We start from the raw sequence: 12,973 nt of genomic DNA, 5'->3' as shown, positions 1-12,973 counted from the left end.
CCAAGTGTTGCTACAGTGGTCGGCACCCGCTTGGGTCTCAAGCCTTATGGAAAGGGGAACTTCATGGCAATCGATATCGGTATCAGTGAAGAAGATCGCAAGTCCATCGTCGATGGGCTGTCCCGGCTGTTGTCGGATACCTACGTGCTGTATCTGAAAACCCATAACTTCCACTGGAACGTCACCGGTCCGTCGTTCCGTACCCTGCACCTGATGTTCGAAGAGCAGTACAACGAACTGGCGCTTGCGGTCGACTCGATCGCCGAGCGCATTCGCGCCCTGGGCTTCCCGGCACCCGGGTCCTATGCATTTTATGCACGGCACTCATCGATCAAGGAGGAGGAAGGGGTACCGCCTGCCGACGAGATGATCCGCCAGCTGGTGCAGGGCCAGGAAGCCGTGGTGCGTACCGCGCGCAGCATCTTCCCGGTGGTGGACAAAGTCAGTGACGAGCCGACCGCCGACCTGCTGACCCAGCGTATGCAGGTGCACGAGAAAACCGCGTGGATGCTGCGGGTGCTGCTCGACGGTAATTAAGTTCACAAATTCGTCCGCCTGCACTGATCCTTGTGGGAGCGGCCTTGTGTCGCGATGGGCTGCGCAGCAGCCCCAAGATTGCAGCCTCAGCAAAGAATGCCGGGGCTGCTGCGCAGCCCATCGCGACACAAGGCCGCTCCCACAGGTCCTGTTAAGGCCTTATGTATTTTGTACAGGAAGATTTTGCCGCTGCTTCAAGCTCGCCGATCAGCGCTTCATAGGCCACCTGGTACCTGTGACGAGGAAGTGTGGCGCATGATGCAAGCAAGCAAACGTGTGGCTGGCCAGGGGCGTTGGCCAGATAAACAGTGCATCGACCCGTTCAAGGCGGATTTCGACATGTTGCAGACCCAGCCGGTGTCGCGCTCGGTGCGGCTCAACGGTTTTTCCACCTGCCTGCGGCTGGAAGCCGTCTACTGGGGTATCCTGGAGCGCATCGCCGCGGCAAACCGCTGCTCGGTCAGCGCGGTGCTGTCCTACGTGGACCGCGAGGTGCACCTGCGACAGGGTGGGGTGCGCAACTTCAGCGGGCTGATCCGTGTTATCTGCGTCGCCTGGCTGCTGGACCCGCCAAGTGTGCGCTGATCGCCTGGCGGGCTGCGCAGTGCTTGCTAACCATATATAATCCCGCTTTTTGCTGCCCCGGCAGCCAGCGTTGTGGTTGACGAGAGACACCCATGCCCCTTTATGACTATCAATGTGCATCCTGCGAGCACCGCATGGAAGTGCTGCAGAAGATCAGCGCCGCGCCGCTGACCGATTGCCCGGCCTGCCAGGCGCCGGCGCTGAAGAAACTGCTGTCGGTGCCAGGCTTCCGCCTGAGCGGTAACGGTTGGTACGAAACCGACTTCAAGACCGGGGCAAAAAAGAATCTGGCAGGCGGCGACAAGGCCGACTGAGTTGAATGCTGTGACCGGGTCTTGCAGTATTAGCCCTCTGCGGGCGGCCAAGGCCTCCACCGAATACACGAATCACGAGAAGCGAAACCACCATCATGATGCGCAGCCATTATTGCGGCCAACTGAACGAGAGCCTGGACGGCCAGGAAGTCACCCTTTGCGGCTGGGTCCATCGTCGCCGCGACCACGGCGGGGTGATCTTCCTCGACATCCGTGACCGCGAAGGCATGGCCCAGGTCGTGTTCGACCCGGATCGCGCCGAAACCTTCGCCGCCGCCGACCGCGTGCGCAGCGAATACGTCGTGCAGATCACCGGCAAGGTTCGCAAGCGCCCTGAAGGTGCGGTGAATGCCAACATGGCTTCCGGCGCCATCGAGATCCTCGGCTACCAGCTGAACGTGCTCAACGAAGCGGAAACCCCGCCGTTCCCGCTGAACGAATACTCCGACGTCGGCGAGGAAACCCGCCTGCGCTACCGTTTCATCGACCTGCGTCGCCCGGAAATGGCCGACAAGCTGCGCCTGCGTTCGCGCATCACCAGCAGCATTCGTCGCTTCCTCGACGAAAACGGCTTCCTCGATGTCGAGACGCCGATCCTGACCCGCGCCACCCCGGAAGGCGCGCGTGACTACCTGGTGCCTAGCCGTACCCACGCCGGCAGCTTCTTCGCCCTGCCGCAGTCGCCGCAGCTGTTCAAGCAGCTGCTGATGGTCGCCGGCTTCGACCGCTACTACCAGATCGCCAAGTGCTTCCGTGACGAAGACCTGCGTGCCGACCGCCAGCCGGAATTCACCCAGATCGACATCGAGACCAGCTTCCTCGATGAAAGCGAGATCATGGGCCTGACCGAAAGCATGATCCGCAAGCTGTTCAAGGAAGTGCTGGACCTGGAATTCGGCGAATTCCCGCACATGACCTTCGAAGAAGCCATGCGCCGCTACGGCTCCGACAAGCCGGACCTGCGTATTCCGCTGGAACTGGTCGACGTTGCCGACCAGCTCAAGGACGTCGACTTCAAGGTGTTCGCCGGCCCGGCCAACGATCCGAAGTGCCGCGTTACCGCCCTGCGCCTGCCAGGCGGCGCCAGCATGCCGCGCAGCAAGATCGACGAGTACACCAAGTTCGTCGGCATCTACGGTGCCAAGGGCCTGGCCTACATCAAGGTCAACGAGCGCGCCAAGGGCGTCGAAGGCCTGCAGTCGCCGATCGTCAAGAACATCCCCGAGGCCAACCTCAACACCATCCTCGACCGCGTTGGCGCCGTTGACGGCGACATCGTGTTCTTCGGTGCCGACAAGTTCAAGGTGGTCAGCGAAGCCCTGGGCGCGCTGCGTATCCGCCTGGGCCACGACTTCGAGCTGCTGACCTGCGAGTGGGCACCGATGTGGGTGGTCGACTTCCCGATGTTCGAAGAGAACGAGGACGGCAGCTTCACCGCGCTGCACCACCCGTTCACCGCGCCGAAGTGCACCCCGGAAGAGCTCGAGGCCAACCCGGCCACGGCCCTGTCCCGTGCCTACGACATGGTCCTGAACGGTACCGAGCTGGGTGGCGGTTCGATCCGTATCCACCGTAAAGAGATGCAGCAGGCCGTGTTCCGCCTGCTGGGCATCGAAGCGGCAGAACAGGAAGAGAAGTTCGGCTTCCTGCTCGACGCCCTGAAGTTCGGTGCACCGCCGCACGGTGGCCTGGCCTTCGGCCTGGACCGCCTGGTCATGCTGATGACCGGCGCCCAGTCGATTCGTGAAGTGATCGCCTTCCCGAAAACCCAGAGCGCCGCGTGCGTCATGACCCAGGCCCCTGGCATGGTCGACGCCAAGGCCCTGCGCGAGCTGCACATCCGACTGCGCGAACAGACCAAGGTCGAGTAAGCAGTCCCCGGGCGCATCCACATGGATGCGCCTTTGCGTTTCGGCGCAGGCAATTTCCCGTCCCGCCCCGTACAGGGGCGGGGCTGTTTGTGATTCAAAGGATTCGGAGTCGTTATGGCTGGTCATTCCAAGTGGGCGAACATCAAGCACCGCAAAGAGCGCCAGGATGCCAAGAGAGGCAAGATCTTCACCAAGTGGATCCGCGAACTGACGGTCGCTGCCAAGCAGGGTGGTGCTGACCCGGCATCCAACCCGCGCCTGCGTCTGGCGCTGGACAAGGCCCTGGGCGCCAACATGAGTCGCGACATCATCGATCGTGCCGTGGCCCGTGGTGCCGGCACCAACGAAAGCGACAACGTCGAAGAGCTCAGTTACGAAGGTTACGGCCCGGGTGGCGTGGCGATCATGGTCGAGGCCATGACCGACAACCGCAACCGTACCGCCGCCGCCGTGCGTCATGCCTTCTCCAAGTGTGGTGGCAACCTGGGCACCGACGGTTCGGTGGCCTACCTGTTCGAGCGCAAGGGGCAGATCAGCTTTGCCCCGGGCGTGGAAGAAGACGCGCTGATGGAAGCGGCGATGGAAGCCGATGCCGACGATGTGGTGGCCAACGACGACGGCTCGTTCGAGGTGTTCACCTCGTTCAACAGCTTCTACGCCGTGCGCAATGCCCTGGAAGAGGCGGGCTTCAAGGCCGCTGACGCGGAAATCATCATGCAGCCGACCACCAGCGCCGAACTCGACCAGGACGGTGCCGAGAAGGTGCTCAAGCTGATCGACATGCTCGAAGACCTGGATGACGTGCAGAACGTCTACTCCAATGCCCAGATTTCCGATGAGATCATGGAAAACCTCGGCTAAGGTGTCCTGGCGACCCCGGCAGGGGCTTTGAATATTTCAGTGCCTGTATCGGCCCTTTCGCGGGTAAACCCGCTCCCACAGGTAATGCACCGACCTCGAATGCGGTGCAGTCTCTGTGGGAGCGGGTTTACCCGCGAAAGGGCCGGTACAGTTTGCAAAGAAGCAACAATTTACGACAGGCACTATGACTCTGATTCTTGGTATCGACCCCGGCTCGCGCATCACCGGTTATGGCGTGGTACGCCAGACCGCCCGTGGTTGCGAGTATGTGGCGTCGGGCTGCATTCGTACCGGCAGCGGCGAGCTGCACGAGCGGCTGCAGATCGTTTTTCGTGGCGTGGGTGAAATCATCGCCCTGCACGGCCCGGTAACCATGGGCATCGAGCGGGTATTCATGGCCCGTAACGCCGATTCGGCGCTCAAGCTCGGCCAGGCCCGTGGCGCGGCTATCGTCGCAGCCGCCGAAGCCGGCCTGGAAATCGCCGAATACAGCGCCACCCAGGTCAAGCAGGCGGTAGCCGGTACTGGTGGGGCCAACAAGGAGCAGGTGATGATGATGGTCATGCACTTGCTGAAACTGACGCAGAAGCCGCAGATCGACGCCTCCGACGCCCTGGCCATCGCCCTGTGCCACGCCCATACCCGCTCCAGCCTGGTGCCGCATGGCCTGGCTACGGCGCGGCGACGCGGCGGGCGCTTGCGTCTTTAGGGGCTTCATGCGCTGATACACATTTTGTTCGGGTGATGCATTCACCCGCTGCATTTGCTGATAGGGTTGAGCGGTCTTTGACCGGCTCCCCGAGAGGAAGGATCGGAACGTGATTGGACGTTTGCGCGGCACCCTGGCGGAAAAACAGCCGCCGCACCTGATTATCGACGTCAACGGCGTGGGTTACGAACTGGAAGTTCCCATGACCACGCTGTACCGTCTGCCCAAGGTGGGCGAACCCGTAACCGTGCACACCCACCTGGTGGTGCGCGAGGATGCTCACCTGCTCTACGGTTTTGCCGAAAAGCGCGAGCGCGAGCTGTTTCGCGAGCTAATCCGTCTGAACGGCGTAGGGCCGAAGCTGGCCTTGGCGCTCATGTCCGGCCTGGAGGTGGACGAGCTGGTGCGCTGCGTGCAGGCCCAGGACACCTCGGCCCTGGTGCGCGTGCCCGGTGTCGGCAAGAAGACCGCCGAACGCCTGCTGGTCGAGCTCAAGGACCGCTTCAAGGCCTGGGAAACGTCCCCGGCCATGTTTACCCTGGTCTCCGACGGGCCGCTGCCGGCCGCCAGCGCATCCACAGCCGAAGCCGATGCTGTCAGCGCCCTGGTTTCGCTGGGCTACAAGCCGCAGGAAGCCAGCAAGGCAATCGCCGCGATCAAGGACAAGGCCGGCCTGAGCAGTGAGGAACTGATCCGCCGCAGCCTGAAAGGGATGATTACCAAGTGATCGAAGCCGACCGCCTGATCGCCGCCAGTGGCCGCGACCGTGAAGAAGTCCAGGACCGTGCGATCCGCCCGCTGCGGTTGGACGAGTACATCGGCCAGCCGGTGGTGCGCGAGCAGATGGCGCTGTTCATCCAGGCCGCCCGTGGTCGCAGCGAGTCGCTCGACCATACGCTGATCTTCGGTCCGCCCGGCCTGGGCAAGACCACCCTGGCCAACATCATCGCCCAGGAAATGGGCGTGTCGGTCAAGAGCACCTCGGGGCCCATCCTCGAGCGCCCGGGCGACCTCGCGGCCATGCTGACCAACCTCGAACCGCATGACGTGCTGTTCATCGACGAGATCCACCGGTTGTCCCCAGTCGTCGAAGAGGTGCTGTACCCGGCGATGGAGGACTTCCAGCTCGACATCATGATCGGCGAAGGGCCGGCGGCCCGTTCGATCAAGCTCGACCTGCCACCGTTCACGCTGGTGGGTGCCACCACCCGTGCCGGCATGCTCACCAACCCGTTGCGGGACCGTTTCGGTATCGTCCAGCGCCTGGAGTTCTACAGCGACAAGGACCTGGCCACCATCGTCAGCCGTTCGGCCGGCATCCTCGGCCTGGCCATCGAGGACCAGGGAGCCTACGAGATCGCCCGCCGGGCACGTGGCACGCCACGTATCGCCAACCGCCTGCTGCGCCGCGTGCGCGACTACGCCGAGGTGCGCGGCAAGGGCCAGATCACCAAGGCCGTGGCCGACCTGGCGCTCAACCTGCTGGACGTCGACGAGCGCGGTTTCGACCACTCCGACCGCCGCCTGCTGCTGACCATGATCGAGAAATTCGACGGTGGCCCGGTTGGCGTGGACAACCTGGCGGCAGCCATCAGTGAAGAGCGTCACACCATCGAGGACGTGCTCGAGCCGTACCTGATCCAGCAGGGCTACATCATGCGCACGCCGCGCGGCCGCGTGGTCACCCGGCATGCTTACCTGCACTTTGGCCTGAACGTGCCCGGGCGCCTGGGGGAGGGTGGGGATTTTTCCGAAACGGGCGATGAGTGACAGATCGAAAACGGCTTTTCGTGGTCCTACCGCTGGCATGCCGAGGGTGCGCTGGCAATAAGACATTAATGAAGAAAAAACAGTTGCCACAGCGGATTGGCAAGCTGAGGAGTAAGCACTAGAGTATGCGCGCGCAAAATGGCCTGGAACCTTTCGCACACCGTTGTCGCGTCTATTACGAGGATACCGATGCCGGTGGCGTGGTGTATTACGTCAATTACCTGAAATTCATGGAGCGCGCGCGTACCGAGCGGCTGCGGCACCTGGGTTTTTCCCAGGCGCAGCTGGCCGAAGACAACCTGCTGTTCGTGGTCCACTCCAGCGAAGCGCGCTATCACGCGCCGGCGCGGCTGGACGACGAACTGCGGGTCACCGCGCAAGTACTTGAACTCAATCGCGCCAGCCTGCGCTTCGTGCAGCAGGTCTGGCGGGAAAAGGATGAAACGCTGCTCTGCGAAGGGCAGTTCCTGGTGGCCGCCGTGCGTGCCGACACTTTCAAACCCCGAGCCATACCCCCGGAGCTGCGTGACGCCTTTGCGGCGGACGGCTCGGGTACTCAATCGAATGCAGGAGAATAAGCGTGGAAGCTAACGTCGTCGACCATACCTCCATGTGGAGTCTGGTCAGCAATGCCAGCGTGTTGGTACAGCTGGTAATGCTGACCCTGGTGGCCGCCTCGGTCACCTCATGGGTCATGATCTTCCAGCGCAGCACCATGCTGCGCGCCGGTCGTCGTGCGCTGGATGCCTTCGAGGAGCGCTTCTGGTCGGGCATCGACCTGTCCAAGCTGTACCGCCAGGCAGGCAGCAACCCAGACCCGGATTCCGGTGTCGAGCAGGTTTTCCGTGCCGGCTTCAAGGAGTTCTCGCGCCTGCGCCAGCAGCCGGGTGTTGACCCGGATGCGGTCATGGAGGGTGTTGCCCGTGCCATGCGCGTAGCCATCTCGCGCGAGGAAGAAAAGCTCGAGCAGAGCCTGCCGTTCCTGGCCACCGTCGGTTCGACCAGCCCGTATATCGGCCTGTTCGGTACCGTATGGGGCATCATGAACTCCTTCCGCGGCTTGGCCAGCGCCCAGCAGGCCACCCTGGCCACGGTTGCCCCGGGTATCGCCGAAGCGCTGATCGCCACCGCCATCGGCCTGTTCGCGGCAATCCCGGCGGTCATCGCCTACAACCGCTTCTCGGCCCGCAGCGAAGTGCTGATCGGCCGTTACTACACCTTCGCCGACGAGTTCCAGGCGATCCTGCACCGCAAAGTGCACACCAGCGAAGAGTAATCAGGTAGAAGCCCATGGCCCGAGTTCGCCACAAACGCAAGCCCGTCGCCGAGATGAACGTGGTGCCCTACATCGACGTGATGCTGGTACTGCTGGTCATCTTCATGGTGACGGCGCCCATGCTCAACCAGGGCGTGAAGGTAGACCTGCCCAAGGTTTCCAGTGAAGCCTTGCCGCAGGACAACAACGTCCAGATCCTCACCATCTCCATCAAGGCCGACAAGACCTACTACTGGAACCTCGGCAGCGAAGTCGATACCGACAAGCAGATGGACAAGGCCATGACCTTGCCTGCCATGACCGACGCGGTGACCAAGATCATCGCCGCCGGCCGTGACCAGGGCAAGCAGACCCAGGTGTTCATTCGTGGCGACAAGGCTGTCGACTATGGCGCGGTCATGGGTGCCATGGGCGGGTTGCAGAAGGCCGGTGTCGGTAACGTTGGCCTGATTACCGAGGCGCCCTGATGCAACAGCGAGAGCCATCCGCCTCGGAAAGCTACTTCTGGCCCAGTATCTGGGCCATCGGCCTGCATGTGCTGGTGTTCGCCTTGCTGTTCGTCAGTTTTGCCATGACGCCTGAGCTGCCGCCATCCAAGCCGATCGTCCAGGCTACCCTGTACCAGCTCAAGTCCAAGAGCCAGGCGACTACCCAGACCAATCAGAAGATTGCCGGGGAAGCCAAGAAAACCGCTTCGCGCCAGACCGAGGTCGAGCAGCTGGAACAGAAGAAGGTCGAGCAGGAGGCCGTGAAGGCCGCGGAACAAAAGAAAGCCGACGCTGCTCAAAAGGCCGAAGAGGCCCGCGAGGCCGCCGAAGCCAAAAAAGCCGAGGCAGCTGCCGAAGCCGCCGAGGCCAAGAAAGCCGCCGAAGCCAAGAAGGCCGAAGAGGCGAAGAAGGCTGCCGAGAAGCAACAGGCCGACATCGCCAAGAAGAAGGCCGAGGAAGAAAAGAAGAAAGCCGAAGAAGAGGCCAAGAAAGAGGCCGCTGAAGAGGCGAAGAAACAAGCCGCCGAGGACGCCAAGAAAAAGGCTGCCGAAGAGGCCAAGAAGAAAGCAGCCGAGGACGCCAAGAAGAAAGCGGCGGCCGAGGACGCGAAGAAGAAGGCAGCTGAAGAGGCCAAGAAGAAGGCCGCTGCAGACGCCCAGAAGAAAAAGGCACAGGAAGCGGCCCGCAAGGCGGCGGAAGACAAGAAAGCCCAGGCTTTGGCCGAGCTGTTGTCCGACACCACCGAACGGCAGCAGGCCCTGGCCGACGAGCAGGGTGACCAGGTGGCCGGCGACTTCGACGACCTGATCCGCATGCGCGCGGCCGAGGGCTGGGCACGTCCGCCTTCCGCGCGCAAGGGCATGACGGTGGTCCTGCAGATCAACATGTTGCCGGACGGTACCATCACCAGCGTCAGCGTGGCCCGGTCCAGTGGTGACGGCCCGTACGACAGCTCGGCGGTGGCAGCTGTGAAGAACATCGGTCGCTTGACCGAGATGCAGGGTATGAAGCCGAGCGATTTCAACCAATATCGTTCGTTCAAGATGACATTTACACCTGAGGATCTAGCGTTGTGATTAAACGTCTGAGAGGACTGCTGGTCATGCTGTGCTGCGTGGCAGGCATGGCCGTGGCAGAGGAAAAGAACATCCTGGTCACCAGCGGCAGCGACCGGGCCACGCCCATCGCGGTAGTGCCGTTCGGTCTGCAGGGCGGCAGCGTGTTGCCGGAAGACATGGCCGATATCATCGGCAACGACCTGCGCAACTCCGGCTACTACTCGCCGATTCCGCGGCAGAACATGATCAGCCAGCCCTCGCAGGCCAGCGAAGTGATCTTCCGTGACTGGAAAGCGCTGGGCGCGCAGTACGTGATGGTTGGCAGCATCGTGCCGTCGGGCGGTCGCCTGCAGGTGCAGTACGCGCTGTTCAACGTCGCCACCGAGCAGCAAGTGCTGACCGGTAGCGTGGCCGGCAGCGTCGACCAGCTGCGCGACATGGCGCACTATATTGCCGACCAGTCGTTCGAGAAGCTCACTGGCATCAAGGGTGCGTTCTCCACCCGCATGCTGTACGTGACGGCCGAGCGCTTCTCCACCAACAATACCCGCTATACCCTGCAGCGTTCGGATTACGACGGTGCACGTGCGGTGACCCTGCTGCAATCGCGTGAACCGATCCTGTCGCCACGCTTTGCTCCGGATGGCAAGCGCATTGCCTATGTCTCGTTCGAGCAGAAGCGCCCGCGCATCTTCGTCCAGCACATCGATACCGGCCGCCGCGAGCAGGTCACCAACTTCGAAGGCCTGAACGGTGCGCCAGCCTGGTCGCCGGACGGCACGCGCCTGGCGTTCGTGCTGTCGAAGGACGGCAACCCGGACATCTACGTGATGAACGTGGCTTCGCGTCAGATCAGCCGTGTCACCGCCGGCCCGGGCATCAACACCGAGCCGTTCTGGGGCAAGGATGGCAACACCCTGTACTTCACCTCCGACCGTGGCGGCAAGCCGCAGATCTACAAGCAGTCGGTCAGTGGCGGTGGTGCCGAGCGTGTAACTTTCGTGGGTAACTACAACGCCAACCCGAAACTGTCGGCGGACGAAAAGACCCTGGTGATGATCCATCGCCAGCAGGGCTTCACCAACTTCAAAGTTGCGGCCCAGGATTTGCAGCGCGGAAGTGTAAAGATTCTCTCGGAAACGAGTCTTGATGAGTCTCCCACTGTTGCGCCAAACGGCACCATGCTAATCTACGCCACCCGCCAGCAGGGCCGGGGAGTCTTGATGCTCGTGTCGCTTAATGGCCGCGTGAGGCTCCCACTTCCTACCGCTCAAGGCGAAGTCAGAGAACCGTCCTGGTCCCCTTACCTGAACTGATTGCGGCGTAATACTTTTGCTTAACACACTGGGGTTTCATTAGGAGTTTCACGATGGAAATGCTGAAGTTTGGTAAATTTGCTGCGCTGGCTCTGGCCATGGCCGTAGCTGTAGGTTGCTCCTCGAAGGGCGGTGACAACGCAGGCGAAGGCGCTGCTGTAGATCCGAACGCTGGCTACGGTGCCAACACTGGCGCTGTTGACGGCTCCCTGAGCGAAGAAGCTGCCCTGCGCGCAATCACCACCTTCTACTTCGAATACGACAGCTCGGACCTGAAGCCAGAAGCCATGCGCGCTCTGGACGTTCACGCCAAGGACCTGAAGTCCAACGGCAACCGCGTTGTTCTGGAAGGCAACACCGACGAGCGCGGCACCCGCGAGTACAACATGGCTCTGGGTGAGCGTCGTGCGAAAGCCGTTCAGCGCTACCTGGTTCTGCAGGGCGTTTCCCCTGCTCAGCTGGAACTGGTTTCCTACGGCGAAGAGCGTCCAGTTGCCACCGGCAACGACGAGCAGTCCTGGGCTCAGAACCGTCGCGTAGAACTGCGTAAGTAAGTTCTCATGCGTATGTGCCGCCGTGTAGTAACCGTCCTCGCACTCAGCCTGCCGCTCGCGGCCTGGGCTGAGGTCCCTGTAGTAGATGACAACGCAGGCAGCTATCCGCCTGCGGGTTATGGCACGAGCGGCGCCTATGCCGGGTCAGGGGCTTCGGCCCCTGCCTCTGCACAGGGCCAGCTGTTCATGCAGCTGCAACAGATGCAGGATCAGCTTTCCCGCCAGCAAGGCATCATCGAAGAGCTGCAGAACGATGTGTCGCGCATGAAGCAGGAAAACCTGGAGCGTTACCAGGACCTGGACCGTCGCATCAACAGTGGCGCCGCGCCTGCCGCGACCCCTGACAATTCCTCCGGTGGTGGTGCATCCGGTACCGCCCCCGATGCAGCAGCAGGTGCTGCTGCGCAACAACCGGCCGCCAGTAGCGAGCCCGGTGATCCGGCGAAAGAAAAGCTCTACTACGATGCCGCTTTCGACCTGATCAAGCAGAAAGACTTCGACAAGGCCAGCCAGGCGTTCAACGCCTTCCTGCGCAAGTACCCCAACAGCCAGTACGCCGGCAATGCCCAATACTGGCTGGGTGAAGTGAACCTGGCCAAGGGCGACCTGCCGGCCGCCAGCCAGGCCTTCGCCCAGGTCAGCCAGAAGTATCCGAAGCACAGCAAGGTGCCGGATTCGCTGTACAAGCTGGCCGACGTCGAGCGCCGCATGGGCCACACCGACAAGGTCAAGGGTATCCTGCAGCAGGTCATCACCCAGTATCCCGGCACCTCGGCCGCGCAACTGGCTCAGCGTGACCTGCAGAAGCTCTAAGCAGCACCGTTTGAAAGAAACCCGCGCCTGTCGCGGGTTTTTTCGTTAGAATCACTGCCCTTTTTTCGTAAACACGCTGCTGCGGATAACGCTATGTCGAGTCCGCGGCAGTGCCTGACGGAGGCGGGCAGCCTGTTTAGCTGTCACGCCCGTGGCGAGCATGCAAGACACATTACGCATTACCGAAGTCTTTTACTCCTTGCAGGGTGAAACGCGAACGGCTGGGTTGCCCACGGTATTCGTGCGCCTCACCGGTTGCCCCCTGCGCTGCCAGTACTGTGACAGTGCCTATGCCTTCAGTGGCGGTACCATTCGCACCCTCGATTCGATCCTCGAGCAGGTCGCCGGCTTCAAGCCGCGCTACGTCTGCGTCACTGGTGGTGAGCCATTGGCCCAGCCCAACGCCTTGCCGCTGTTGCAGCGCCTGTGTGACGCCGGTTACGAGGTTTCGCTGGAAACCAGCGGCGCATTGGATATTGCCGGCACCGACACCCGCGTCAGCCGCGTGGTCGACCTGAAGACCCCAGGCTCCGAAGAGTCGCACCGTAACCGCTACGAGAACATCGAGCAGCTGACCCGCAACGATCAGGTCAAGTTCGTCATCTGTTCCCGTGAGGACTACGACTGGGCGGTCTCCAAGCTGATCCAGTACAACTTGGCCGAGCGCGCCGGCGAGGTATTGTTCTCGCCCAGCCACCACCAGGTAAACGCTAGCGAGCTGGCGGACTGGATCGTCGCCGACAACCTTCCCGTACGCTTCCAGCTGCAGTTGCACAAGCTGCTGTGGAACGACGAACCCGGACGTTGATTGAGGAGCAAGC

Annotated in this window: 16 protein-coding genes; all 16 read left to right on the top strand. The window is 62.1% G+C overall.

The features are described from left to right. Positions 1 to 63 precede the first annotated feature (63 nt). Entirely contained in the window at positions 64 to 537 is a 474-nt protein-coding gene (locus JV551A3_RS24485) for a Dps family protein (RefSeq protein ID WP_084854477.1), read from the top strand. Between the two features lie 255 nt (positions 538 to 792). Further along, positions 793 to 1,122 carry a ribbon-helix-helix domain-containing protein gene (locus JV551A3_RS24480; RefSeq protein ID WP_133974774.1) on the top strand — a complete coding sequence of 110 codons (330 nt, stop codon included), beginning with the start codon at positions 793 to 795 and terminating at the stop codon, positions 1,120 to 1,122. Positions 1,123 to 1,214: 92 nt separating this feature from the next. After that, positions 1,215 to 1,436, top strand: a complete 222-nt coding sequence (locus JV551A3_RS24475; protein WP_003254776.1) for an FmdB family zinc ribbon protein — start codon at positions 1,215 to 1,217, stop codon at positions 1,434 to 1,436. Between the two features lie 95 nt (positions 1,437 to 1,531). Continuing rightward, positions 1,532 to 3,307 carry an aspartate--tRNA ligase gene (aspS, locus tag JV551A3_RS24470; RefSeq protein WP_112254237.1) on the top strand — a complete coding sequence of 592 codons (1,776 nt, stop codon included), beginning with the start codon at positions 1,532 to 1,534 and terminating at the stop codon, positions 3,305 to 3,307. A gap of 114 nt (positions 3,308 to 3,421) precedes the next feature. After that, complete coding sequence (locus JV551A3_RS24465) at positions 3,422 to 4,168, top strand: YebC/PmpR family DNA-binding transcriptional regulator (RefSeq protein ID WP_133974772.1); 747 nt, start codon at positions 3,422 to 3,424, stop codon at positions 4,166 to 4,168. Between the two features lie 184 nt (positions 4,169 to 4,352). After that, entirely contained in the window at positions 4,353 to 4,877 is a 525-nt protein-coding gene (gene ruvC, locus JV551A3_RS24455) for a crossover junction endodeoxyribonuclease RuvC (protein WP_112254235.1), read from the top strand. Positions 4,878 to 4,986: 109 nt separating this feature from the next. Continuing rightward, the gene (ruvA, locus tag JV551A3_RS24450) at positions 4,987 to 5,604 is read left to right on the top strand and encodes a Holliday junction branch migration protein RuvA (protein ID WP_112254234.1); all 618 of its coding nucleotides are present in this window, start codon (positions 4,987 to 4,989) and stop codon (positions 5,602 to 5,604) included. Continuing rightward, entirely contained in the window at positions 5,601 to 6,647 is a 1,047-nt protein-coding gene (ruvB, locus tag JV551A3_RS24445) for a Holliday junction branch migration DNA helicase RuvB (RefSeq protein WP_112254233.1), read from the top strand. Before ruvA ends, ruvB begins: the two co-directional genes overlap by 4 nt. A gap of 125 nt (positions 6,648 to 6,772) precedes the next feature. Continuing rightward, the gene (gene ybgC, locus JV551A3_RS24440; RefSeq protein WP_015271472.1) at positions 6,773 to 7,225 is read left to right on the top strand and encodes a tol-pal system-associated acyl-CoA thioesterase; all 453 of its coding nucleotides are present in this window, start codon (positions 6,773 to 6,775) and stop codon (positions 7,223 to 7,225) included. 2 nt (positions 7,226 to 7,227) lie between these two features. Next, a complete protein-coding gene (gene tolQ / locus JV551A3_RS24435; protein WP_015271471.1) occupies positions 7,228 to 7,923 on the top strand; it encodes a protein TolQ in 696 nt (231 codons plus the stop codon). A gap of 14 nt (positions 7,924 to 7,937) precedes the next feature. Then, positions 7,938 to 8,390 (top strand): protein TolR, encoded by a 453-nt coding sequence (tolR, locus tag JV551A3_RS24430; protein WP_003254760.1) that lies wholly within the window; start codon positions 7,938 to 7,940, stop codon positions 8,388 to 8,390. Next, a complete protein-coding gene (tolA, locus tag JV551A3_RS24425) occupies positions 8,390 to 9,487 on the top strand; it encodes a cell envelope integrity protein TolA (protein WP_112254232.1) in 1,098 nt (365 codons plus the stop codon). The genes tolR and tolA overlap by 1 nt, the downstream gene beginning before the upstream one ends. Before the next feature lie 26 nt (positions 9,488 to 9,513). Continuing rightward, positions 9,514 to 10,785 (top strand): Tol-Pal system beta propeller repeat protein TolB, encoded by a 1,272-nt coding sequence (gene tolB / locus JV551A3_RS24420; RefSeq protein WP_046617157.1) that lies wholly within the window; start codon positions 9,514 to 9,516, stop codon positions 10,783 to 10,785. 53 nt (positions 10,786 to 10,838) lie between these two features. Beyond that, positions 10,839 to 11,339: a peptidoglycan-associated lipoprotein Pal gene (pal, locus tag JV551A3_RS24415; protein ID WP_012273762.1), complete on the top strand. Its 501-nt coding sequence runs from the start codon at positions 10,839 to 10,841 to the stop codon at positions 11,337 to 11,339. Between the two features lie 6 nt (positions 11,340 to 11,345). Continuing rightward, entirely contained in the window at positions 11,346 to 12,152 is an 807-nt protein-coding gene (gene ybgF, locus JV551A3_RS24410) for a tol-pal system protein YbgF (protein WP_112254231.1), read from the top strand. Between the two features lie 160 nt (positions 12,153 to 12,312). After that, complete coding sequence (queE, locus tag JV551A3_RS24405) at positions 12,313 to 12,960, top strand: 7-carboxy-7-deazaguanine synthase QueE (RefSeq protein WP_133974770.1); 648 nt, start codon at positions 12,313 to 12,315, stop codon at positions 12,958 to 12,960. The last annotated feature ends 13 nt before the right edge of the window (positions 12,961 to 12,973 follow it).

It is taken from the genome of Pseudomonas inefficax (assembly GCF_900277125.1).
GTDB lineage: Bacteria > Pseudomonadota > Gammaproteobacteria > Pseudomonadales > Pseudomonadaceae > Aquipseudomonas > Aquipseudomonas inefficax.
This window is presented reverse-complemented; position numbering and strand designations above follow the sequence as displayed.